Below are 21,356 nucleotides of genomic sequence, written 5' to 3'. Positions count from 1 at the left end.
GCTCAGCGACCCGCCCGAGCGGTCTCGGGGACGCCGAGCGCGCGGTCGAAGCCGTCGGGGACCAGCAGGTGCTCGGGCCGCAGCTCCGCGGTCGACGACAGCGCCAGCCCGCGCAGCGCGGAGTCCACGCCGCCGGAGAGGACGTCGAGGACGTTCTCCACGCCGGCCTGCCCGTTGGCGGCCAGCCCCCACAGGTAGGCGCGGCCGATCATGACGGCCTTCGCCCCGAGGGCGAGCGCCTTGACCACGTCGGAGCCGCGGCGCACACCGCCGTCCATGACGACGTCGACCTGGTCGCCGACCGCCTGCGCGATCGGGCGGACCATCCTGATCGCGGCCGGGGTGCCGTCGAGGTTGTTGCCGCCGTGGTTGGACACCGAGATGCCGGCGACACCCGCGTCCACCGCGCGCAGGGCGTCGTCGACGCGGCACACGCCCTTGAGCACGAACGGCGTGCCGCTGATCTCGGCCCAGGTCGCCCGCATCCACGCGACGTCGTCCCACGACGGGGGCGGTGTGGTCATCCACTCGTAGTAGGCGCCGAAGAAGGTCGGCGCCTCGCCGCCCGGAGGCGCCAGGTTGGGCGCGGTGAGGTCGGGCAGCTTGCCGGTCTCGCGGAACTGCTGCCCGAACTGCCACATCCAGCGGCCCTTGGTGGCGACCTTCGGCGCGAGCCGGATCATCGCCTTGAGGTCGACCTTCTCGGGGATCTCGGGGCTGCCCCAGTCGCGGCCCATCGAGAACGACCAGTCCAGGGTGGCGATCAGGCCCTTGGCGCCGGCCTCGTGGGCCCGCGTCATCCGCTGGATCATTGTGTCGCGCTCGCCGGTCCAGTACATCTGGAAGAACGTCGTGGCGCCGGTCGCGGTGACCTCCTCGACCGGCTTGGAGGCGAAGTTCGACAGGCCCATGATCGTGCCGCGCGCGGCGGCGGCGCGGGCGACGGCGACCTCGCCGTCGGGATGCACGGCCTGGACGCCGGTCGGGCTGATGATCACCGGCAGCCCGATCTGCTGGCCGAAGACGGTGGTCGCCTGCGAGCGCTCGGGGAGCTGGCCCACGACGTGGGGGGCCAGGCCCAGCTCGGCGAACGCGGCCTGGTTGTCGGCGACGCTCTGCCCGCGCTCGGAGCCGGCGACCAGGGCGCCGTAGACGGGCTGGGGGAGCCGCTTGCGGGCGCGCTCCTGGGCGACCGCGACCGACTCGAACCAGGGGTTCTGCTTCCAGGGGTTCTCGAGCTTCATGGTGCGGGCTTCCTCAGGTCTTGGCGGGGCTGTCGGGGACGAAGCCGGCGAGCGGGCTCTCAGCACACGCCGAGACCGGCGGGCGGGTGAGCAGCGTGAGCATCACCGGCTGGTTGCGGGTGGGGTTGGTCTTGGAGTGGTCCTGGCTGGCGGCGGGTACGACGCGGTCGTCGCCCAACCGGTCGAGCGCCTGCTCGCCGTACCCCTGGACACACTCGGGGTCCGGTCCGTCGAGCGGCAGCCCGGTGAAGAACTTCGCGGCCATGCAGCCGCCGCGGCAGGAGTCGTAGAACTGGCACGACGCGCAGGCGCCGCCGGTCTGCGGCGAGCGCAGGTCCCGGAAGAGTGCGGAGTCCCGCCAGACCCTCTGGAACCCACCGTCGGCCAACAGGTTGCCGGCCAGGAACTCGTCGTGGATCGCGAACGGGCAGGCGTAGACGTCGCCGACCGGGTCGATCAGGCAGACGACGCGACCGGCGCCGCACAGGTTGAGTCCGGGCAGGGACTCGCCGAAAGCGGCGAGGTGGAAGAAGGAGTCGCCGGTGAGCACCTGCTCGCCGTCGGCGGTGTGCGCCATCAGCCAGTCGTAGAGCTCGCGCTGCTGCTCCGGCAGCGGGTGCAGCTCGTCCCAGACGTCGGCGCCGCGGCCGCTGGGGCGCAGCCGGGTCAGGCGCAGCGTGGCGCCGTACTCGTCGGCGAGGGCCTTGAACGCGTCGAGCTGGCCGATGTTCTCGCGGGTGCAGACCACGGAGATCTTGGCGTCCTGGAAGCCGGCGTCCTTGAGATTGCGCAGGGCCCGCAGGGCGGTGTCGTAGGAGCCCGGACCGCGGACGTAGTCGTTGACCTCGGCGGTCGCGCCGTCGAGGGAGATCTGCACGTCGACGTAGCCGTTGCACGCGGGCGAAGCCAGGAAGGCTGCCCGCTCGGGGGTGATCCGCACGCCGTTGGTGGAGAACTTCACGCCGACCTGGTGGTTGACGGCGTACTCCAGCAGCTCCCAGAAGTCGGGGCGGATGGTCGGCTCGCCGCCGCCGATGTTGACGTAGAAGACCTGCATCCGCTGCAGCTCGTCGATCACGGCCTTGCACTGCTCGGTCGAGAGCTCGCGGGGGTCGCGCCGGCCCGAGGACGACAGGCAGTGGGCGCACTCCAGGTTGCAGGCGTAGGTGAGCTCCCAGGTCAGGCAGATGGGGGCGTCGAGGCCGAGCTCGAACTGCTGGATGAGGCTGCCGGTCTGGGGGCGCTCGGGGGCGAGGGTCATCGGGCGTCCTTGGTTCGCGGGCGGATCATGTCGGTCGCGGCGAGGCCGCGCAGGGCGGCGGCATAGGCCGCGTGCTGGGAGGCCGGGACGCCGGCGGTCTCGAGCGCGGTGCGTACGTCGGGCGCCTCGCCGAGGCCCCGCACGACCGCGACCAGCTCGGGCCGCTTGAGGAAGGTCAGCTTCCGGTTGCCGAAGTGGTAGGCCAGCGCGCCGAACGGCTCGGGGCGCAGGGCGACCGACGGCGAGAGCGTCCACGGCTCTCCCAGCAGGGCGTCCATCAGTAGACGCCGCACATGCCGTCGATCGAGACCTCCTCGATCAGGTCCTCGGCCACCAGCTCGTCGTGCTGCTCCAGGTCGGGGTTCATCTCTGCCTCCTTCTGTCGGTCTCTGTGGTGCCGGACACACTAATGGCACTCGTGGTCAAAAAGGAAGGGGTCCGCCGTGCTAACTTGCGACGCCATGGTCGAACCCGCGCGGACGTCGGCACGGGGACGTCCCGTCGCCACCAGCCATGCCGCCATCGAGCAGGCGGCGTTCGCGCTGTTCACCGAGCGCGGGTTCGCCTCCACGACGCTCGACGACATCGCCCGCGCGCTCGGCGTCGGGCGGCGCACGCTGTTCCGCTACTTCGACTCCAAGAACGACATCCCCTGGGGCCGCTTCGACCTGACCCTGGCGGGCTTCCGCGAGCTGCTCGCCGACCAGCCGCGCGACCTGCCCCTCGCGGTCGCCGTACACCGCGCGGTCGTGGCGTTCAACCGCTTCCCCGCGGACGCCCGGCCCAGCCACCGCGACCGGATGCGGCTGATCCTCACCACGCCCGAGCTCGAAGCCCACTCCGTGCTGCGGTACGCCGACTGGCGTGCCGTCATCGCCGAGTACGTCGCCGAGCGCACCGGCGCTACCGCGAGCGACCTGCGCCCCCAGCTGGTGGCCCATGTGGCGCTCGCCCAGGCCCTGACGGCGTACCAGGCCTGGCTGCGCGACGAGGACGCGGTGCTGGAGGAGATCCTCGACCAGACGATGGCCGTGCTGACCGACCACCTGGCGAGCGCGGAACCCCCTCGCGCACCCGGCTCCCGTCGGGGATGATGGGGGCGTGGTCGATGCGGACGCGACGGAACAGGTGATCGGACCCCACGAGGACGAGCCCCATCAGGAGGGCCTCAACGACCGGCTGAACTGGTTGCGCGCCGGTGTCCTCGGCGCCAACGACGGCATCGTCTCCACGGCCGGCATCGTGCTCGGCGTGGCCGGGGCGACCAACGACCGCTCCGCGATCCTGGTCGCCGGCATCGCCGGCCTGGCCGCCGGTGCGATGAGCATGGCGGCCGGCGAGTACGTCTCCGTCAGCACCCAGCGCGACTCCGAGGAGGCGCTGCTGGCCAAGGAGCGCCGCGAGCTGCGCGAGGACCCCGAGGACGAGCTGGCCGAGCTCGCCGGCCTGTACGTCGACAAGGGGCTCGACCCCGATCTCGCGCTCCAGGTCGCCCAGCAGCTCACCGAGCACGACGCCCTCGGCGCCCACGCCGAGGTGGAGCTCGGCATCGACCCCGACGACCTCACCAGCCCGTGGAACGCCGCGCTGGCGTCGATGCTGTCCTTCACCCTCGGCGCCCTGCTCCCGCTGCTCACCATCGTGCTGGTCGCCGCCGACGCGCGGGTGGCGGTGACGGTGGTGACCGTGGTCGCGGCGCTGGCCGGCACCGGCTGGGCGAGCGCCCGGTTCGGCTACGGCTCCCCGAGCCGGGCCGTCGTACGCAATGTGCTGGGCGGCCTGCTCGCCATGGCGGTCACCTACGGCATCGGCCAGCTGGTCGGTACCCAGGTCTAGCGGGATGCGGATCTTCACCGCGGTCGTCCCGCCGCTCGACGCCGTCGAGCACCTCGACGCCTTCCTCGACCCGCGGCGCGCCGCCGCCCCGTTCCGGTGGACCCGCCCCGAGCAGCTCCACATCACCCTCGCCTTCATGGCCGAGGCCGCGGAGCGCCGCGTCGACGACTACGTCGAGCGCCTGGCCGGGTCCCTCGACGGGCTCGCGGCGGTGCGGCTCTCGCTCGCCGGCGCGGTGGTCTTCCCGAACGTCGCCGAGGGCCGGGTGCTCGCGACCGGTGTCGCCGGCGGCGCCGACGTACTCGAGACCGCGTCGGTGCGGGCCCGCAACGCCGCCGTGGCCTGTGGGATCGAGGTCGACGGCCAGCGGTTCCGGCCCCACGTCACCGTGGCCCGCACCGGCGGCCACCCGACCGAGATGACCAGCTGGGTCCGGCTGCTCGACACCTACGCCGGCCCGTCGTGGCCGCTCGAGTCGGTCCAGGTGATCGCGTCCCACCTCGGTGAGGGGCCGCGCCGTACGCCCCGTTACGAGCCGCTGGCCGAGATTCTGCTGTGAGTTCGGGGGCTGGGATTCATCACGGGATGTAGGTGAACGCCCGCATCTGTAGTGGAACTCCGCACGGGATGTGAGGGATCGCCTACATCCCGTGGTGAATCCCAGACCCCGGCACCGCCCCCAACCCTCGAGCCGACGACCTCACCAGCCAGCGCGCGCCAGCGTGCAACAGGTGTCGGCCGGTGAGCCGAACGTCCGCGGTCAGGTCAGGTGTCGGCGGATTGGAGGACACGTGCCGAAGCGGCCAAACTCGTATGGTCGGCGCTGCGCCCGGTCTCCGCGGCGGTGATGTCGAGCCTGGGGGCAATTGTGAGACAGAGCGAACGAGTCAGAGCGGTCGCCAGCGTGAAGTACCGCTTCAGAGCGAGCTCGAGGTTCTGGCGACCGAAAGCCGCCGCTGCCACCGTGGCAGGCCTCTGCTTCTGCTTGACCGTCCTGGCCAGCTGCGGCTCGAGCGATCCAAAGACACTGACGAGACCGACTGGTGCGACCCCTGCCGTCACCGAAGCCACGGCAGAGCTCCCCGTTCCCGGCGGCTGCCCCACCAGTGCCGACGTCGCCAACGCCGCTCTCGGCGAACCGGAGGAGGGCGACGGCTACGCAGCCGTTGACGTCGAACTGCTCAACAACTTTCTCGAAACAGCGCTTCCCACCGCGGGTGCCTGCGCGTACGCCGAGCTCGAGCGCAGAACCGCCTCCAGCTCCGATGCCACCTACCGCCGCATCGAGGTCTTCTACTTCAACCTAGGAGAGCCCGCGCGGCCCACCGCCGATTCACTCAAGTACTGGGCCAACCAAGCCGGCGCAGTCGACACGTCAGACGAAGGTGACGGGCGCGCCTACGAGCTACCCGAGTCGTTCTCCGGCTGGACCGGTGGAGCGATCTCCCTGGACGACGATTCCACGACATGGTTTCTCGGAGACGAGGACTTGATCCCCGAGTACACCGACCGCGACAACATCAGGGTCACGTTCAACCTCAATGCCGACGACGCTGACGCCATCGAAGCGAACTCCACCGCCGAGCGCGACAAACCTTCGGTGAACCCGGCCGAAGCGCTCGCCAACGGGACCACGCTCTTGTTCGCGGCCACCTTCCCCGTCACCGATCACAACGACTACACCGCCGATGTGACCATCGCCGGTTCCCTCCTGCCATTCACCGCCGACGTCACGAACTCCCGGCCTGGCGAGTACGCAGCCACCTCCACCGGATCCACCCGCGGCAGCACCGCTACGAACACCTCCAAGGGACGAACCGCCGTCCTCGACGACATCGCCATCGTTGCCGTCTACCCCCTCGGGTCCGCCGCGTGCAACGGATACAACGACATTCCCAAGGCAGGAGGCGACGGGGACGACGGAAGCTTCTGCGGCATCGTCGTCGGTGGCACCTCAGAAACGACTCTCTCCCCTGACGCCGTCAACACCAGCATCGAACGCCCGAACACCGAGATCGAGCTGACCGGCCGCCCTGAACCGACCGACAACGTCGCCGACTTCAACTCCCCCCCTCGCCTTGTACGCCCGAGTCGGCACGTGGGAGGGCGGATCATCGGCCCTGGCGAAGTCGACTCGTGGATGTCAGATCTCGGACGGCTTTCGCGGAGGTTGGTTCGTCGCCCTCGACGGGTGGCCGGACCCAGTGTGCGGCTGACAGTCCCTCGTCGTGCCGCCGGCGCACCTGAGGCATCCGGTGTCGCCGGAGCCAAGCAACGCGGCTCCCTGACCGAATTCGAGGCTCAACACACGGAGGATCTCATGTCACGCTTCTTGCCCACCGGATCTCGTCGTGAGCGGAGGTCGGTCAGGTTCCTGACCATCCTCGCCGCCGCAGCGTGCCTTCTTGCGCTGCCGCTCGGGTACACCCCCTCCGGCGCCTCGGCCGCGGAAGCAACGACCGGCTCGAGGAGCGAGCAGCAGGTCGTTCGCAACGGCCAGAGGCTCACCCTTGCACTCGCCTCCGCAGCGGAGGTGACAGCCGGCGACACGGTCAGCTTCACGGGAGCGGCAACCAGGAGGTTGCACGGCCGCAAGGTTCGGCTCCAGCGCAGCGTGGCCGGCGGCGCATGGGTCGACGTCGCCGTCGGCCGCGTGGGCGGGGACGGCAGATATGCGATTGCGGCGGTCGCTTCGAGCGGCGGTGTCACCGAGTGGCGGGCCCTGGCCAAGACCAAGGCGAAGCGCAAGCACGGCAAGATCAAGAAGCCAGCCAAGGTCGTGCGTTCGAACAAGGTGACCAACACGGTGTACCAGTGGTACTCGCTCAAGGAGATGACGCTGACCGCCTCGGTGCGAGGAAACTCCCCTGGTGGCTGCACCGGTGGCTGCACTGGTTTCAGTTGGGGTTCAGCCAGCATCGGGGCGAGAGAGTATGCCCAGGCCTACCGGATGCAGCTCTCGTCCTCCGGGCCGTCGGTCGCCGAGTGGAATCTCGAGTAAAAGTGCATTCGCATCCGGACGGACTACGGGCTGACCTCCAACTCCGCGACGGGCGTAGTGGGTCAGTTCGCGATCTATCGAGACGGGTTCAAGACCGCGTTGGCGAGCATGCCGCTGGGTCAGGTGGGCACAGCCGAACTGGATATGTCCGGCGCCTATCGGATCAAGTTCGAGGCATCGAAGGGAACCTCCACCGCCACCGCCTACGCCGGATGGGGTGACCCACAGGTCCTCTGCAAGCCCTGAACCAACGATGGTGGTGAGGAGGGCTTCCGCCCTCCCTTCGGGCCCCGGGTGGTCGCTGCGATCGGCACAACGGCTGAGCGGCTGATGGCGGACGGGCCGCTGAGCCGGCGGTTCGCCGCGGCGAGAAAGCCTGAGGGCCCGGATCCAGGATCCGGGCCCTCAGGTCGTGCGGGATGGTGCGTCGTGCGGCTGGCGTCAGCCGAGCGCGCGGACGATGTCCTCCACGCGGTCCTTCGCGTCACCGAACAGCATCTGGCTGTTCTCGCGGAAGAACAGCGGGTTCTGCACGCCTGCGTACCCGGCGGCCATGGAGCGCTTGAAGACGATGACGTCCTTGGCGTTCCAGACCTCGAGCACCGGCATGCCGGCGATCGGGGACGACGGGTCCTCGGACGCGGCCGGGTTGACCGTGTCGTTGGCGCCGATGACCAGGACGACGTCGGTGTCGGGGAAGTCGTCGTTGATCTCGTCCATCTCGAGCACGATGTCGTAGGGCAGCTTGGCCTCGGCGAGCAGCACGTTCATGTGGCCCGGGAGGCGACCCGCGACGGGGTGGATGCCGAAGCGGACGTCGACGCCCTTGGCCCGCAGCTTCGCGGTGAGGTCGGCGACGGGGTACTGCGCCTGCGCGACGGCCATGCCGTAGCCCGGGGTGATGACCACCGAGGACGCGCCCGACAGGAGCTCGGCGACGGCGTCGGCCTGGATCTCGCGGTGCTCGCCGTAGTCCTTGTCGTCGGCGGGGCCGGCCTCGATGCCGAAGCCGCCCGCGATCACGGAGATGAACGAGCGGTTCATCGCCTTGCACATGATGTACGACAGGTAGGCACCGGAGGAGCCGACCAGAGCGCCGGTCACGATGAGCAGGTCGTTGCCGAGCAGGAAGCCCGACGCGGCCGCGGCCCAGCCGGAGTACGAGTTGAGCATCGACACGACGACCGGCATGTCGCCGCCGCCGATGGAGGCGACGAGGTGCCAGCCCAGCGCGAGCGCCAGCAGGGTGATCACGGCGAGCAGGATGGTCGCGCCGGTGCTGTCGTGGGTGTCCATCGCGACGTAGACCGCGGTGAGGACGGCGAACAGCACGAGCGAGCCGACGTTGATGAAGTTCTTGCCCGGCAGCATCAGCGGCGCCGAGGAGATCTTCGCCGACAGCTTCAGGTTCGCGACGATCGAGCCGGTGAAGGTCACCGCGCCGATGAAGATGCCGATCGCGACCTCGGCCTCGTGGATGTTGATCAGGCTCGGCAGCGGTTCGTGGGAGCCGAGGATGTGGCCGTTCCAGCCGATCGCGACGGCGGCGAGGCCGACGAACGAGTGCAGCAGCGCGATCAGCTCGGGCATGCCGGTCATCTCGACGATCCGGGCGCGCCACAGGCCGATCGCGGCGCCGATGGCGATCGCGCCCAGCATCAGGACGATGACCAGCGCGCGGTCGTCGACGTACTCGCTGACGTCGATCACGCCGGCGACGGTCGCGACCAGGGCGACGGCCATGCCGACGATGCCGAAGGTCAGGCCGTTCTTGGCCGACTCGTGCTTGGACAGGCCCGCCAGCGAGAGGATGAACAGCAGCGCGGCGACGATGTAGGCCGCACCGGTGATGGAGATGATGTCCATGGTCACGCTCCCTTGCTGAACATGGCGAGCATGCGGCGGGTCACGGCGAAGCCGCCGAAGACGTTGATCGAGGCGAGCAGGATCGCCACGGCGGAGAGGCCGACGACGAGCTTGTCGTCGCTCGCGACCTGGACCAGTGCGCCGACGACGACCACGCCGGAGATGGCGTTGGTGACCGACATCAGGGGCGTGTGCAGCGCGTGGGCGACCTTGCCGATCACGTAGTAGCCGATCACGACGGACAGCATCAGCACCGTGAAGTGGCGACGCAGGTCGTCGGTCGGGGCCAGCGCGTTGACCAGCCAGAACAGCGCGATCGCGCCCAGCACCAGGCCGACCTTGGTGCCGGCCGTCATCGGCGCCTTCGGCTCCTTGGCGGGCACGGCAGCCGCCGGGGCGGCCGCGGGCGCGGCCGAGACCTGGACCGCCGGGGGCGGCCAGGTGATCGACGCGGCCTGGCCGTCGCGCGCGTCGACGACCGTGATGCCGCGCTGGACGACGTCGTCGAAGTCCAGGCCCAGCAGGCCGTCCTTCTCGGGGGTCAGCAGCTTGAGCAGGTTGACGACATTGGTGCCGTACAGCTGCGACGTCTGCGCGGCCAGCCGGCCGGCGAGGTCGGTGTAGCCGAGGATCGTGACGCCGTTCTCGGTGACGACCTTCTGGTCGGCCACGGTGCCGGCGGCGTTGCCGCCGTTGGCGGCGGCCATGTCGACGATGACCGAGCCGTTCCTCATCGCGGCGACGGTCTCGGCGGTGAGCAGCGACGGGGCCGGGCGGCCGGGGATCAGCGCGGTGGTGATGACGATGTCGGCGGCTCGGGCCTCCTCGTCGTACATCGCGGCGGTCGCGGCGACCTGGGCCTCGGACATCTCCTTGGCGTAGCCGTCGGAGGAGACCTCCTGCTCCATCTCGACGTGGACGAACTGCGCGCCCATCGACTCGACCTGCTCGGCGACCTCGGGACGCACGTCGAACGCGCGCACGATCGCACCCATCGCCGAGGCCGCGCCGATCGCGGCCAGGCCGGCGACACCGGCGCCGACCACGAAGACCCGGGCCGGCGGGATCTTGCCCGCGGCGGTGACCTGACCGGTGAACATCCGGCCGAACTCGTGGGCCGCCTCGACGACCGCCCGGTAGCCCGCGACGTTCGCCATCGAGGACAGCACGTCCATCGACTGCGCGCGCGAGATCCGCGGCACCGCGTCCATCGCCAGCGCGGTCACACCCTGGGCACGCAGCCGCTCCAGCAGCTCCGGGCTGCGGCCCGGCGCCATCATCGAGATGATCGTCGCGCCCTGGCGCAGGCGTCCGATCTCCTCGTCGGAGGGTGCGTTGACCTTCACGACGACGTCGGCGGCCCACACCTCCTGCGTGCTCCCGACCCGCACGCCCGCCTCGAGGAACGCGCTGTCGGGCTGGTCGGCGAGGTCGCCGGCGCCCGACTCGACGATCACGTCGTAGCCGAGGTTGGTCAGTTGGGTTACGGTCTTTGCGGTCGCCGCGACCAGGGTTTCGCCCTGTTTCGACTCGCGCGGGATGCCGATCAGCATCGAGCCTCCAGCCATTCTGTGGATACAGCGCGAGCCAAGTTACACAGACCTCACCCCCTCGTGGAGGCCGTCTTACGTGTGACGTACATCTAGGGGAGAGGACTTGCGCCGGCCGACCCCGGCTGGATGCGCGTTCAGCCGGCGGCGATGCCGTACATCCGGTCCCCGGCGTCGCCCAGGCCGGGGACGATGTAGCCCTTGTCGTTGAGCCGCTCGTCCATCGCGGCGGTCACGATCGTCACCGGGATCTCGAGGTCGCCCAGCTCCTGCTCGAGGCGCGCGCAGCCCTCCGGAGCGGCCAGCAGGCAGACGGCGGTGATGTGGTCGGCACCCCGGTCGACGAGGAAGCGGATCGCGGCGGCGAGGGTGCCGCCGGTCGCGAGCATCGGGTCGACCACGTAGCACTGGCGGCCGGACAGGTCCTCCGGCAGGCGCTCGGCGTACGTCGTGGCCTCGAGGGTCTCCTCGTTGCGGACCATGCCCAGGAAGCCCACCTCGGCGGTCGGCAGCAGTCGGACCATGCCGTCGAGCATGCCGAGTCCCGCCCGCAGGATGGGTACGACGAGCGGGCGCGGGGTGGCGAGCCGGATGCCGGTCGTCGGCGCCACCGGGGTCTCGATCTGCGTCGCCTCGACCCGGACGTCGCGGGTCGCCTCGTAGGCGAGCAGGGTGACCAGCTCGTCGGCCAGCGACCGGAAGGTCGGGGAGTCGGTGTCCTTGTTGCGGAGCACGGTCAGCTTGTGGGCGACGAGGGGGTGATCCACGACCAGGGTGCGCATGGTGGTGAGCCTAGATGAACCCGGGGCCGGGACCGCAGTCGAGCGGGCGCCGCGGCGCGTGTGCGACCACCTCGCCGCCCACTCGGAATTCGTCGTCGAATGCGGGCGCCGAATTGGACGGCGGGGGACTTCATAATCGATATTTCCAGCCCGGCACCACGTCATAGCGACGTGCCATGATCCGTCCCGCTTCTCGGGAGACGGAATTCGAGATCGATGGTGAGGCGTGAGGAGGCTGCGTTCGTGGTCGAGGTGCAGGAGGGCGGACCGGCGTACTGGCGGGTGGCGATCGTCGAGGACCACCGGTTGCAGCGGCTGCGTACCGAGGAGCTGCTCACCCGGCAGGCCGGACTGCGGGTCGTGCACTCGGTCGAGACCCTCGACGAGCTGGTGTCCTGGATGGCGGGCGGCACGCCGCAGTCGCTGCCGCACCTGGTCGTGCTCGACCTCGTCGTCGACCGCGGCCGCGACGCGGACCCGGCCGTCGTCGAGCGGCTGGTGCGATCCGGCATGCGCGTCCTGGTGCTCTCGGCGATGGCCTCGGTGCCGCTCGTGCGCGCCATGATCCGTGCCGGAGTCTCCGGTTTCGTGGGGAAGAGAGACACCGAGGAGGACATCGTCGCCGCGGTGTGGGCCGTGCTCCGGCGCCGCCAGTGGATCACCCCGGAGCTGGCGAGCGTGATGGCCGGCGACGCCCAGCGGCCCCGGCTCAGCGACCAGGAGGAGCGGGCCCTGGTCCTCTACGCGTCCGGCCTGACCCTCGACGCGGTCGCCGCCGCGCTCGGCGTCAAGCGAGACACGGTCAAGAAGTACCTGGAGCGGGTGAAGGCCAAGTACGCGGAGGTGGGGCGTCCGGTGCGGACCAAGATCGACCTCAACCGGGAGGCGATCCGCGACGGGCTGATGAGCCCCGCTCCCCTCGATGGACAATCCGGTGCGAGCTGATTTCGCCCTGACCCCCGAAAGGGGGTCAAATGCGATTGATGGTGAATTCGTCACCATCTCCTGTCACCCGTTCAGGGGACATTTCTCAGTCAGATTCAAGCATCTTCCGAGTAGGTCGCTGTCTCGCCGCTAGCGTCCGTAGCGATCTTTGGGATCACTGTGTTTTCTTCCTCCCCCCCAACAGAGAAGCGAGGAACTCGACGTGACGTCAGGACCTTCTGGGCGCGCTCTGCTCCCGCGCCGAGCGGTGGCCCGGCTGACCGCGCTCGCCGCGGTCGCGGCCGGCGCGGTCACCTTCACCGCGACCGGCCCGGTCGCCGCCCCGGCGCAGGCCGCGAGCACGGATGACGCACTGACCGTGCGCGTCATCCGCGACATGGGCGGCAACGGCCAGTACGACCCGGTCATCGACCTCCCCTTCGCCGGCGCCACGGTCACGGTGACCGACGCGTTCGGCGCCACCGCCAACCTGGTGACCGACGCCAACGGCATCGCGACGCTGCCCGCCGGTGACACCCGGCTCACGGGCGGCAAGTACCGCGTCGACGTGGCCAACCCCGACCCGACCCGCTTCGAGCCGGCCGTCGCCTCGTTCGACGACCCGGCGGACACCCCGAGCGCCACCCGGCTCTCGTCGAACCAGGAGTTCGTCGACCTGACCGACGGCGACGTCGCCGTGACCACCGGCTTCTGGCGCCCGCGCGACTACTGCCAGTCGAACCCGCAGGTCGCCAACGCCTGCCAGCCCGGCATGTTCAACCACGCCGACTCCGACTCGGTCGACACCAGCCCGCGCGACACGCTGTTCCTCAAGAACTACACGTCGGTCAGCTACGAGGACATCGCCCAGTCGGAGACCACCTCCGAGGCCGGCACCGGCACCGGCACGGTCTACGGCATCGCCTACGACCGGATCCGGAAGAACGTCTTCTCGGCGGCCTACGCCAAGCGCAACGGCGCCTACGGCCCGCTCGGCGCCGGCGGCATCTACGTCACCGACCCCGCGACCGGCACGACCAAGGCGTTCGCGACGGTGCCCAACGCCGGCACCACGCCGCACGACTTCACCACCGTCGCCGACGGCGGTGACGAGGACGCCGCGTTCGCCGCGGTCGTCGGCAAGGAGTCGCTCGGCGCCATCGTGATGAGCGACGACTACTCCAAGCTCTTCGTCGTCAACATGGCCGACAAGAAGGTCTACGTCTACGACGCCACCGACACCTCCGGTGCGGCCGTCGCGCTGACCTCCTTCCCGATCCCGCAGCCCACGCCGGCGTGTGCGACGGCCGACGACTGGCGCCCGATGGGTCTCGGCGAGGACGAGGGCACCCTGTACGTCGGAGGCGTCTGCTCAGGCGAGACCGAGGCGACCGCGGCCAACCCGCGTCCCGACTCGATGCGCGCGGTCGTCCTCACCTTCGACGAGGACACCTACGCGCTGACCGGCCAGCCGATCAACAAGCAGCTCAACACCTACACCCGCGCCGGTGACGGCTACCACTGCATGGGCAACGCCGGCTGGTACGCCTGGAACACCCAGCTGTGGTGTGGCGGCAACGGCCAGAGCGCGGTCTCGACCCCGATGCTCGGCAAGATCGTGGTCGAGGCCAATGGCGACCTGGACCTGGCCTTCCGCGACCGCAACGGCGACATGGGCGGCGTCAACCTGGAGCGCGAGCTCGTCGGCGGCGCCGCGGTCTACCCCTACACCCAGGTCGGCGGCGGCCTCAACAAGGCCTGCCTCGAGGGCGGCAACTACGTCCTCGACGTGGACGGCGGCTGTGGGGTGGCGGTGACCACGCCCAACGCGTCCTGGTTCTACGACACGACCGTGATCCACCCGAACGGCACCTTCGCCGGCATGACGATGAGCCGGGCCGAGGTCGGCCTGATCATCGACGAGATGGACGGTGGCGGGGCGATCAACACCCAGGCCATCACCGTCAAGAACCGGGGCACCGGTGACACCGTGCACGGCCAGACCATCGGCGAGGCCAGCGGCTTCGGCACCAACTACGGCAAGGGCCAGGGCCTGGCCGACATGGACGTGCTGTGCGACCTGGCGCCGATCCAGATCGGCAACCGGGTCTGGTACAACGACGCCGCCACGGGCGACCAGCAGCCGGGCGAGCTCCCGGTGGTGGGCGCCACGGTCAACCTCTACGACGAGCAGGGCAACCTGGTCGCCACGACCACGACCAACGACAAGGGCGAGTACTACTTCGACTCCCGTGACGTCGAGGGCCTGACCTACAACTCGAAGTACGTCATCAAGATGGACAACCCCGACGACTACGAGCCGGGCGCCCCGCTCGACCCCGCGGTCTGGCAGCTGACCAAGTCCGGCACGGACGAGGGCGACAGCAAGGCGACGCTCGTGGGCGGCTTCCCGACGGTTCCGGTCACCACCGGCGACCCGGGCCAGAACGACCACAGCTTCGACATCGGCTTCACGCCGATCCCGAAGATCCATGTCGTCAAGTACGACGGTCGCCTGGCAGGGCCTCCGGGTGGCGCGCTGTCGCACGCCAACAACCAGGCCTCGCCGACGGTCTACCAGGCGGGCTCGGACGGGATGACCGGTCCGCAGCCGGTGAAGATGATCGTCACCAACAACGGCTCGGCCGCGCTCGGCAACGTGGTGGTCTCCGACCAGACGCTCGGCCAGCCGGCGATGACCGGCCTGACCTGTGACTTCTCGGCGCTGGGTGGACCGGCGACGGGGACGACCTGGGGTGGCATCTTCGAGCCGGGCGACTCGTTCCCCTGCGTCGGCTCGGTCAACCTGGAGGCCGGTCAGGACCACGGTGACGAGATCAAGGTCGTGGCCGACCAGTTCAACCCGATCACCGGGCTCAAGGTCGAGGGCGCGGCTCCCGTGACCGACGCGGACCGCTACTACGCGACCACCGGCTATCACCCGGAGATCGTGATCACCAAGCGGGACAAGAAGACCGGGACCGAGGCCGACACCAAGAAGACGGCGATGACGTTCAAGCCGGGCAAGACCCGGAAGATCGAGATGCCCGCCACGAACGTCGGCACCGCTCCGGTGCACGACGTGACGGTGAGCGACAAGACGCTCAAGGGCGCCGACATCACCGACTTCAAGTGCACCTTCCCGGACGGCACGACCGCGAAGGCGAACAAGAAGGGTGTGGTGACCTGGAAGGCCAGCTTCGGCGCGAACCCGAAGACCTGGAAGCCGGGCGTCACCTTCTACTGCACCGCCAAGCTCACCCTCAAGGCCAACGCTCCGCTGCACGCGGACAAGATCACCATCAAGGGTGTGGGTCCGAAGGGCGAGAAGCTGAAGGACAAGGACAAGTTCCACGCCAAGACCGGCGCGGTTGCGGGTACCCCGGCGACGGGTGCGCGACAGCTTCCTGAGACCGTTCAGCAGTGATGACACGGCAGCGGCCACGGCGAGCACTCCTCGTCGTGGCCGCTGCTGTCTGCCTGGCCGCCTGCGGTGGCCAGCAGGCAGCGACCAAGCAGGACGACGGCCCGCGGCCGCTGACGAACGAGCAGGCGCAGGCGCTCGCGGTGGTCCGGTTCAACAACTACTCCGCCGGCACGATCCGGCTCGAGATCAAGGCTCAGGGGACCGTCGACATGGACGCCGACGTACTGGTGGACCTGCGGGTGCACGCGGCGTACGGCAGCTACCAGGCGACCGACCCGGCGACCTCCGACCCGGTCGCCTCGGGCGTCATCGCGTGGAGCGCCGAGCAGGTCGGTACGGCGAGTGGTGACGACCCGGCGCAGGTGCCGAAGGCCACCGCCTGGTCACAGCGCGCCATGGACTCCTCGCAGCCGCTCGACGTGGCGCTGGCCCTCGCGCTGCAGCTCGGCGACGACCGCCCGGAGAACCCGGTGCTGCTCCAGCAGAGCAGCGCCCGTCTGCTGCGTACCGAGGGCAAGGGCGAGGACCGGGTCTGGGTGATGACGGGTCCCGGCTCCGCGGACGGGAAGACCGAGTCGAGGACGACCTACTGGGTCGACGCCACCGGCCACCTGGAGCGGATGGAGGCCCGGATCGGCTCTGGGGACCCGGCCGTGTTCACGGTCGAGGAGGCTCCGGCGCCCGACGAGATCCCCGCCAAGGTGCTGCGCTTCCTGAGGAGGGCGTGATGATCCGACCGGCTCTCGCGACAGCGGTGGTCGCGGCCCTGCTGGTCGCGCTCCTCAGCGCCTGTGGCTCGGGCGACGAGCCCGGCGCTCCTGGCGGCCCGGCCGAGGGCGCCGCCGTCGTGCGGGTGCCCCAGGACGCGGCGACCATCCAGAAGGCGGTCGACGCGGTCGCGGAGGGCGGCCTGGTCCTGGTCTCGCCCGGCACCTACCGGGAGAGCGTGGTGGTCCGCACCCCGGACGTCACCGTCCGCGGCACGGACCGCAACGGCGTCGTCATCGACGGCGATGGGCTGCGTCCGCAGGGCGTGGTCGGCATCGCCGACGGGGTGCGGGTGCAGAACCTCACCGTGCGCAACCACACCTTCTACGGCGTGCTGGTGACCGGGCTGCACGACGACAACGGACCGCGCGCCAACACCGACGACGGCTACGAGAACTTCGACCCCGAGGAGTTCCCGCCGCTGCAGCGCTTCCAGATCGACCACGTGACCGCGGCCGACAACGGCCTGTACGGCATCTACGCGTTCAACGCCCAGCACGGTGTGATCCGCGACAACTACGCCAGCGGCTCGGCCGACAGCGGCTTCTACGTCGGTCAGTGCCGGGCCTGCGACATCCTGGTCACCGGCAATGTCGGCGAGCGCAACGCCGTCGGCTTCGAGAACGCCAACGCGTCCGAGCCGATGATGGTGGTCGGCAACCGGTTCAGCTCCAACCGGGTCGGGATGACCTTCCTGTCCGACTACCAGGAGGCGTTCATCCCCGAGAAGGGCGACGTGGTGGCCGGCAACCTGGTCGTCGACAACGCCCACGCGCAGACGCCGGCGCAGGCCGACGGAGGCTTCGGGATCGGGATCGGGATCTCCGGCGGCACCGAGAACCAGTTCGTCCGCAACCGGATCGAGGGACACCCCCGCACCGGCGTGGCCGTCTCCCACAACAGCGACCTGCCGGCGCTCGCCAACACCTTCACCGGCAATGCGTACGACGGCAACCGGGTCGACTTCGCCGACATCTCCTCGTCCGCGACGCCGGGGGTCGGCAACTGCCCGGAGCGGGGGAGCAGCACGCTGCCCGCCGGCCTGGCCGGTGCCGCCTGCGACGCGTCGACCCAGGGCGCCGCCGCGGACCCGGCCGCGCTGGTGGCCTTCGCACCCGCGCCCGCGGGCATCAGCTTCCTGGAGGTGCCGATGCCCCCCGACCAGCCCGGGATGAGCGACGTCGAGCAGGCGCCCGACCCGCTGCCGGCCACCGTCGCCATGCCCGACCTGGCGAGCATCCCGGTGCCGCCGCGTTCCCTGTTCGCCGATCTGCTGTGGGAGGCATCATGAGCCCCGTCCGTCGTATCGCCGTCGCCGCCGCGCTCACCGTCGCTCTGGCCGGGGCCGCCGTCCCCGGCGCGAGCGCGCGCACGCCCGAGCCGCGGGTGCGCGCCGCCGTCTCCTGCGCCACGCCGGCCGGCCCGCTCTCCCCGGCGTCGATCAGCATCCCGGCGATCGACCGGAGCGTCGGCGTGGTTCGCGTGCGTCGTACCCCGTCGGGCGCTGTCGGGACGCCGCCGGTCACCAAGCGCGGCAAGTGGCTGATGGGCCTCGACCCGCAGGTCCGGCCGGGTGAGGGCGAGGGCACCGTGATCATGGCGGCGCACACCTGGCCCGACGACTCCGCGCTCGGCAACGCGCTGCTGCGCTCGCTGGCCGTGGGCGACCGGCTGGTGCTCGCCAACGGCGCCGGCTCGGCGACGGCCTGCTACCAGGTCACCAAGCGCAAGAAGTACGGCGCGACCAAGGTCCCGCGCAAGAAGGCGTTCCGCTGGTGGGGGCCCGAGCAGCTGGTGATCGTGGTGTGCTCGGGCAAGCGGCTCGGTCCGGGACGCTGGACGCACCGCACGATCTGGTACGCGACGCCCGTCTCCGACGGATGAGCCGCACCACCCGCCGTGGCCTGGTGGGCCTCGGCGTCGCCTCGGCCGTCGGCCTGGCCGCGTGCCGGGCGGGCGAGGACCCGGCCGCGCCGGGACCGGAGGCGGCCGCCGGCCCGCCGGCCGTGGACCCGAACGGCGCCCAGCAGGCCGGCATCGTCCGGCCCGCGCTGCCGCAGGCCCAGCTGGTCTCGCTCGTCCTCGACGTCGTCGACGGGGCGGGCGGACCGGGTCCGCTGCTGCGCGACCTCGGCGCCCTCGTCGTCGAGCTGACCGACGCCGGCGTCCAGGGCGTCGCGCCCGGCGACCTCACCGTCACCGTCGGGGTGGGCCCGCGCCTGGTCGCGGCCGTCGACCCCGGGTTGCCCGGGGCGAGCGAGCTGCCCGAGTTCGGTCGCGAGGAGATCGCCGAGCACGGCCGGGGTGGCGACCTGTGGGTGCAGGTGTGCGCCACCGACCCGCTCGTCGTGTCGATGGCCGTCAGCTCGGTGCGGGCGCTCCTCGAGGACCGGACGACCCTGCGCTGGTCGCAGCGGGCCTGGCGCGGCGCCGCCGAGGACACCTCCGACAAGGGGGTCAGGGCCGCGCGCAACGTCCAGGGCTTCCAGGACGGGATCATCGCGCCCCGGGGATCCGACGAGCTCGACGCGTCGGTGTGGCTGGCCGGCCCGGAGCCGGTCGTGGGCGGCACCATCGCGGTGGTCCGCCGGTTCCGGATCGACGTCGACGCCTGGCGCGCCCTGTCGACCGGCGAGCAGGAGGCCGCGGTCGGCCGCGAGCGGGCCAGCTCGGTCCCGCTGTCGGGGAAGGGCGACCCGAATCTCACCGCCAAGACGCCCGACGGCAGGTACCTGATCCCGGCCGACTCCCACGTGCGCCGGGCGCACCCCCTCGACGTCGGCGTACCGATGATGCTGCGCCGCTCCTACTCCATCGACGAGCCGTCACCGGGGCTGCTGTTCATCAGCTTCCAGAACACCCTGCGCGCGTTCACCGCCACCATGCAGCGCCTCGACGAGTCCGACCGGATGATGGAGTTCGCCACCACCACCGCCACCGGCACCTTCCTGGTCCTGCCGGGGCACTCCGCCACCCGCCCGCTCGGGTCGACGCTGTTTCGCTGAGCCCGGCGGGCAGAACCCACTGGCCCCGCGCCCGGTCCCGTGTCAGGCTTGACGCATGACCGCCAGCTCGGCCATCGAGTCCGTCGACTTCGCCGTCGCCGCCTACCGCGAGGAGGGCGTGTGGCAGGTCGCCGAGCTGTCGCCCGACCACGCCGTCGACGTCGACACCCTCGCGGCCGCGCTGCGTCGGTTCCCGGGCGACGGGGGCGCGGTCGGACTGGTCGCCGTCGACGAGGACTTCTTCGTCGTGGTCCGGGTCGCCGGACCCCGGACCCGGGTGCTGCTGTCCGACATCACCGCCGCGACCGAGTGGGAGGTGGCGGCGGTCGTCGTCGAGCACCTCGGGCTGCCCCCGGTCGACGACGAGGACGACCCCGAGCCCGCCGGCGACCTGGAGCTGCTCAGCGACCTCGGCGTCGACGCGATGGACCTCGCCGCGATCCTCGACGACGACGAGCTGTACCCCGACGAGATGCTCTCCGAGATCGCCCGCGCCCTCGGCTTCGGCGACCTCTTCGACGACGCCGTCGGCCTGACCTCCGCGTGAGCGCACCGCTGCGCCACTGGGAGGAGCCGATGCGGGCCGCCCTGGCCGAGGCGCACGCCGCGCTCGCCACCGGTGACGTGCCCATCGGCGCGGTCGTGGTCGACGAGACGGGGAGCGTGCTCGGCGCCGGCCACAACGTGCGCGAGCGCGACGCCGACCCGACCGGTCACGCCGAGGTGGTCGCCCTGCGCCGGGCGGCGGTGGCCCGCGGCGAGTGGCGGCTGACCGGCTGCACCCTGGTCGTCACCCTCGAGCCGTGCACGATGTGCGCCGGCGCCGCCGTCCTCGCCCGGGTCGACCGGGTTGTCTTCGGTGCCTACGACGACAAGGCCGGCGCGGTCGGCTCGCTGTGGGACGTGGTCCGCGACCGCCGGCTGAACCACCGGCCCGAGGTGCTGGCCGGCGTGCTGGCCACCGAGTCGGCAGCGCTGCTCGACGGCTTCTTCTCGACCCAGCGCCGATGAGTTCCGGGCCCGGGACGGGTCTGCGCTGTCATGACGATCCTCGATCTCGGACCGGCCACCGCCACCCTGCGTGAGCTGGTCGGCTCGGTCACCGACGACCAGCTCACCCGGCCGACCCCCTGCCCGGCGTACACCGTCGGCGACCTGGTCGACCACGTCGGCGGTCTCGCCGTCGCCTTCGTCGGCGCCGCGCGCAAGGAGCCGGTGCCCGGGTCCGAGCAGGGCGGCACCGGCGACGCCTCGCGGCTGGAGCCGGGCTGGCGGGACCGGATCGCGCACGACCTGGACCTGCTCGCCCAGGCCTGGCGCGAGCCGTCGGCGTACGACGGCATGACGGCGGCCGGCGGCGTCGACCTCCCCGGCGACGTCGCGGCCGCGGTCGCCCTCAACGAGGTCGTCGTCCACGGGTGGGACCTGGCCACCGCGCTCGGCCGCCCGTACGCCGCCACCGACGCCGACGTTGCGGCCTGCCTGAGCTTCGCCCGCCCGTTCTCCACCCCGGAGGCGGCCGCCGAGCGTGGCCCGGCCTTCGGGCCGGTCCTCCCGGTCCCCGAGGGCGCCACGCCGCTCGTGGAGCTGCTGGCCCTCCTCGGCCGCCGGGGTTGAGTCCTGTGCCGCGCATCTGACGAATGGGCTCCCGAATCCGTGAAATGGGAGCCCATTCGTCAGATGCGCGGCACA

The 21,356-nt window shown here is 70.9% G+C and carries 20 protein-coding genes; 13 read left to right on the top strand and 7 right to left on the bottom strand.

The genetic code is table 11. The annotated features are described in order from the left end of the window. Window positions 1-2: 2 nt before the first annotated feature. The 4 genes from mftD to mftA are packed head-to-tail and all read right to left on the bottom strand — an operon-like array spanning window position 3 to window position 2,872. Window positions 3-1,244 carry a pre-mycofactocin synthase MftD gene (mftD, locus tag JOD66_RS09805; protein WP_204836687.1) on the bottom strand — a complete coding sequence of 414 codons (1,242 nt, stop codon included), beginning with the start codon at window positions 1,242-1,244 and terminating at the stop codon, window positions 3-5. A gap of 13 nt (window positions 1,245-1,257) precedes the next feature. Further along, window positions 1,258-2,505: a mycofactocin radical SAM maturase gene (mftC, locus tag JOD66_RS09800; RefSeq protein ID WP_204836686.1), complete on the bottom strand. Its 1,248-nt coding sequence runs from the start codon at window positions 2,503-2,505 to the stop codon at window positions 1,258-1,260. Beyond that, entirely contained in the window at window positions 2,502-2,783 is a 282-nt protein-coding gene (gene mftB / locus JOD66_RS09795; RefSeq protein WP_239545171.1) for a mycofactocin biosynthesis chaperone MftB, read from the bottom strand. Before mftB ends, mftC begins: the two co-directional genes overlap by 4 nt. After that, window positions 2,783-2,872, bottom strand: coding sequence for a mycofactocin precursor MftA (gene mftA, locus JOD66_RS09790; RefSeq protein WP_204836685.1), 90 nt, complete (start codon window positions 2,870-2,872; stop codon window positions 2,783-2,785). The genes mftB and mftA overlap by 1 nt, the downstream gene beginning before the upstream one ends. Window positions 2,873-2,966: 94 nt before the next feature. On the opposite strand from mftA, the gene mftR reads away from it, so the two are divergent. The 4 genes from mftR to JOD66_RS09770 all read left to right on the top strand — a co-directional run bounded on the left by mftR (window position 2,967) and on the right by JOD66_RS09770 (window position 7,342). Next, window positions 2,967-3,599, top strand: coding sequence for a mycofactocin system transcriptional regulator MftR (gene mftR, locus JOD66_RS09785; RefSeq protein WP_204836684.1), 633 nt, complete (start codon window positions 2,967-2,969; stop codon window positions 3,597-3,599). A gap of 7 nt (window positions 3,600-3,606) precedes the next feature. Next, a complete protein-coding gene (locus tag JOD66_RS09780) occupies window positions 3,607-4,341 on the top strand; it encodes a VIT1/CCC1 transporter family protein (protein ID WP_307823416.1) in 735 nt (244 codons plus the stop codon). A 4-nt stretch (window positions 4,342-4,345) separates the two neighbouring features. Continuing rightward, window positions 4,346-4,900, top strand: coding sequence for an RNA 2',3'-cyclic phosphodiesterase (gene thpR / locus JOD66_RS09775; protein WP_204836683.1), 555 nt, complete (start codon window positions 4,346-4,348; stop codon window positions 4,898-4,900). A 345-nt stretch (window positions 4,901-5,245) separates the two neighbouring features. Further along, the gene (locus JOD66_RS09770; RefSeq protein ID WP_204836682.1) at window positions 5,246-7,342 is read left to right on the top strand and encodes a hypothetical protein; all 2,097 of its coding nucleotides are present in this window, start codon (window positions 5,246-5,248) and stop codon (window positions 7,340-7,342) included. A gap of 441 nt (window positions 7,343-7,783) precedes the next feature. On the opposite strand, the gene pntB is transcribed toward JOD66_RS09770, so the two are convergent. The 3 genes from pntB to upp all read right to left on the bottom strand — a co-directional run bounded on the left by pntB (window position 7,784) and on the right by upp (window position 11,540). Beyond that, on the bottom strand, window positions 7,784-9,208 hold the full coding sequence (pntB, locus tag JOD66_RS09765) for a Re/Si-specific NAD(P)(+) transhydrogenase subunit beta (protein WP_204836681.1): 1,425 nt from the start codon (window positions 9,206-9,208) through the stop codon (window positions 7,784-7,786). Window positions 9,209-9,210: 2 nt separating this feature from the next. Next, window positions 9,211-10,761 (bottom strand): Re/Si-specific NAD(P)(+) transhydrogenase subunit alpha, encoded by a 1,551-nt coding sequence (locus JOD66_RS09760; RefSeq protein WP_204836680.1) that lies wholly within the window; start codon window positions 10,759-10,761, stop codon window positions 9,211-9,213. Window positions 10,762-10,895: 134 nt separating this feature from the next. Next, window positions 10,896-11,540: a uracil phosphoribosyltransferase gene (gene upp, locus JOD66_RS09755; RefSeq protein ID WP_204836679.1), complete on the bottom strand. Its 645-nt coding sequence runs from the start codon at window positions 11,538-11,540 to the stop codon at window positions 10,896-10,898. A gap of 243 nt (window positions 11,541-11,783) precedes the next feature. On the opposite strand from upp, the gene JOD66_RS09750 reads away from it, so the two are divergent. The 9 genes from JOD66_RS09750 (at window position 11,784) to JOD66_RS09710 (ending at window position 21,281) form a co-directional block, all read left to right on the top strand. Next, window positions 11,784-12,485 carry a response regulator transcription factor gene (locus JOD66_RS09750; RefSeq protein ID WP_204836678.1) on the top strand — a complete coding sequence of 234 codons (702 nt, stop codon included), beginning with the start codon at window positions 11,784-11,786 and terminating at the stop codon, window positions 12,483-12,485. Window positions 12,486-12,687: 202 nt separating this feature from the next. Beyond that, window positions 12,688-15,891 carry an SdrD B-like domain-containing protein gene (locus JOD66_RS29455; protein ID WP_204836677.1) on the top strand — a complete coding sequence of 1,068 codons (3,204 nt, stop codon included), beginning with the start codon at window positions 12,688-12,690 and terminating at the stop codon, window positions 15,889-15,891. Between the two features lie 35 nt (window positions 15,892-15,926). Next, window positions 15,927-16,619 (top strand): hypothetical protein, encoded by a 693-nt coding sequence (locus JOD66_RS09740; RefSeq protein WP_204836676.1) that lies wholly within the window; start codon window positions 15,927-15,929, stop codon window positions 16,617-16,619. Continuing rightward, a complete protein-coding gene (locus JOD66_RS09735; RefSeq protein ID WP_204836675.1) occupies window positions 16,619-17,950 on the top strand; it encodes a right-handed parallel beta-helix repeat-containing protein in 1,332 nt (443 codons plus the stop codon). Before JOD66_RS09740 ends, JOD66_RS09735 begins: the two co-directional genes overlap by 1 nt. Then, window positions 17,947-18,543, top strand: coding sequence for a class F sortase (locus JOD66_RS09730; protein ID WP_204836674.1), 597 nt, complete (start codon window positions 17,947-17,949; stop codon window positions 18,541-18,543). Before JOD66_RS09735 ends, JOD66_RS09730 begins: the two co-directional genes overlap by 4 nt. Next, on the top strand, window positions 18,540-19,664 hold the full coding sequence (locus JOD66_RS09725) for a Dyp-type peroxidase (RefSeq protein WP_204836673.1): 1,125 nt from the start codon (window positions 18,540-18,542) through the stop codon (window positions 19,662-19,664). Before JOD66_RS09730 ends, JOD66_RS09725 begins: the two co-directional genes overlap by 4 nt. A 55-nt stretch (window positions 19,665-19,719) precedes the next feature. Next, window positions 19,720-20,211 carry a tRNA adenosine deaminase-associated protein gene (locus tag JOD66_RS09720; RefSeq protein ID WP_204836672.1) on the top strand — a complete coding sequence of 164 codons (492 nt, stop codon included), beginning with the start codon at window positions 19,720-19,722 and terminating at the stop codon, window positions 20,209-20,211. A 29-nt stretch (window positions 20,212-20,240) separates the two neighbouring features. Further along, window positions 20,241-20,675: a nucleoside deaminase gene (locus JOD66_RS09715; protein ID WP_205126319.1), complete on the top strand. Its 435-nt coding sequence runs from the start codon at window positions 20,241-20,243 to the stop codon at window positions 20,673-20,675. 30 nt (window positions 20,676-20,705) lie between these two features. Beyond that, window positions 20,706-21,281, top strand: a complete 576-nt coding sequence (locus JOD66_RS09710; protein WP_204836671.1) for a TIGR03086 family metal-binding protein — start codon at window positions 20,706-20,708, stop codon at window positions 21,279-21,281. Window positions 21,282-21,356: the final 75 nt, after the last annotated feature.

Origin of the sequence: Nocardioides nitrophenolicus (assembly GCF_016907515.1) — a bacterium.
In the GTDB taxonomy this organism is placed as follows: Bacteria; Actinomycetota; Actinomycetes; order Propionibacteriales; family Nocardioidaceae; genus Nocardioides; species Nocardioides nitrophenolicus.
This window is presented reverse-complemented; position numbering and strand designations above follow the sequence as displayed.